Origin of the sequence: Devosia sp., assembly GCF_036676215.1 — a bacterium.
In the GTDB taxonomy this organism is placed as follows: Bacteria; Pseudomonadota; Alphaproteobacteria; order Rhizobiales; family Devosiaceae; genus Devosia.
In genome coordinates this window covers 1-1,697 of record NZ_JAKFDJ010000185.1, presented here as the reverse complement: position 1 = coordinate 1,697, position 1,697 = coordinate 1, and the positions used below count along the sequence as shown (strand labels likewise).

Here is a 1,697-nt window from a genome sequence, read left to right as displayed (position 1 = left end):
GACGTAGTGGGGGATGTTCAGGGCGTCGGCGGCCGTCCGCGCATCGTGGATGTCCTGGCCCGCGCAGCAGGCGCCCTTCTTCTGCACCGCCGCCCCATGGTCGTAGAGCTGCAGGGTGACGCCGACCACGTCATAGCCGGCCCGCGCCAGCAGCGCCGCGGTCACTGTGGAATCCACCCCGCCGGACATGGCCGCGACCACGCGTGCGCCGGCGGGCAGGCCCACGGCGGCCCGGGCGGCTTCGACGGCGCTGTCGGCGAAGGGGGCGTTCATGGGCTGCTATGTAGACGCTGGCGGCTGGTTTTGCGAGATGCGCCCGGAATCCAAAGAGTCGGAGACCCGACCATCAGTTATGGCGAAAGCGTGATGGTGGTCGCTCGTGGCCGGGTGTATGATCGGCAAGTCGTCGGCGAGTAGCGTCCAGGACCACCGACGACTGAGAGCTGTGCTCCCACCTGTCTAGCGGAAGGGTAGCGCCAATGAATTCGTATCGCCTCTATGTCCTGGGCCCGCAAGAACGCCTTTGGGACGCGCGCGAATTGCAGTTTTGCGACGACGAAGCCGCGCTTGCCCAGGCTGACACCCTGCGGCAGGACAATTGCGCCGTGGAGGTCTGGACTGGCGAACGCCTGGTCGCCCGCCTCGGCGCGGAGTTCAATCTGTAGAAGCCTTACGGCTGCAGCACGTTCAGCAGCGAGCTGTTCTGCAAGGTCAGGAAGACCTGCGAGGCGGCCTGGACCGAGAGCTGGGCCTGCTCCAGGGCGCTGATCGCCAGCGTCATGTCGGCGTCAGTAATCTCGCCCATCATCCCCTGCAGGCTGTCCTGGCGCGAGACCAGGTCCTTCTTCACCGACTCCACCCGCTTCTGGACCATGCCGTTGCGCGCGGTTTCGTTGATGATGTCCTTGTGGACCGTGTCCCAGGTCGCAAGGATGCCCTCCAGGAAGGTCTGCTGGGCCGTGGTCAGTTCGCCCGTGAACGGCCCCGAGCCGCCTTCCTCGAACACCTGGATGTCCTTGAACGCCTGCAACAGGTCCGTGCCGATATTGTCGGCCAGCAGGCCAGTGTTGACCGTGGTGGAGTCGTCGATCTTGGCCTGGGTGATGAAGTCGTCGTTCTGGAAGAAGTCCGAGATCAGGGGCGTGCCGGGATTGGTCAGGTCCGCCATTGCAGTGGCCGTGACCGGCAGGGTGTCGATCTTGCCGCCGGCGAACAGGTACTTGCCGCCGTAGCGGGCGTTCATCCCCTCGACGCCGTTGCGAAAGTAGCCCCGGATGTCCTGCATCAGGGTATCCGCGCGTCCGGAGGCCAGGGACTCGGCGATGGCCTGGCGGACCCCGTCGGCCGACTCGGCCACCTGGTTGAGGCCGAAGTCCTGGGTGGTCAGCTTGTCGGAGATCAGCTTGTTCTGCTCCAGATAGCCGCCCAGGCGCACGTCGATGGACCGCATGGCGGTCAGCATGTCGGCGTTGCGCGAGAAATCCTTGAGATCGCTGCCCTTCTTCTGGGTCGCGACCTGGTTGCCCGCCTCCATCTGCCGCTGCTGGGCGGCCATGATGTTAGAGAGCACCTGGTTGTAGTTGCCGGTCGTGGAAACGCGGTTCATGGCGTTGGCCCTAGATCATGTTGGTCAGGACATCGAACATGTCCTTGGCGGCCTGGATCATCCGGGCCGAGGCGTTGAAGGCTTGTTGATA

The 1,697-nt window shown here is 64.8% G+C and carries 3 protein-coding genes and 1 pseudogene; 1 reads left to right on the top strand and 3 read right to left on the bottom strand.

Features of this window, described 5'->3' with window-relative positions; all coding sequences use genetic code 11:
- Positions 1–273, bottom strand: a pseudogene (locus tag V6M52_RS15175) (hypothetical protein); the annotation flags it as partial.
- 206 nt (positions 274–479) lie between these two features.
- Here V6M52_RS15175 and V6M52_RS15170 point away from each other — a divergent pair.
- On the top strand, positions 480–665 hold the full coding sequence (locus tag V6M52_RS15170) for a hypothetical protein (RefSeq protein ID WP_332701625.1): 186 nt from the start codon (positions 480–482) through the stop codon (positions 663–665).
- A gap of 5 nt (positions 666–670) precedes the next feature.
- On the opposite strand, the gene V6M52_RS15165 is transcribed toward V6M52_RS15170, so the two are convergent.
- Both V6M52_RS15165 and V6M52_RS20015 read right to left on the bottom strand, forming a co-directional pair.
- The gene (locus tag V6M52_RS15165; RefSeq protein ID WP_332701624.1) at positions 671–1,606 is read right to left on the bottom strand and encodes a flagellin; all 936 of its coding nucleotides are present in this window, start codon (positions 1,604–1,606) and stop codon (positions 671–673) included.
- A 10-nt stretch (positions 1,607–1,616) separates the two neighbouring features.
- On the bottom strand, positions 1,617–1,697 hold an 81-nt coding region (locus V6M52_RS20015), incomplete at its 5' end, for a flagellar basal body rod C-terminal domain-containing protein (protein WP_442881871.1).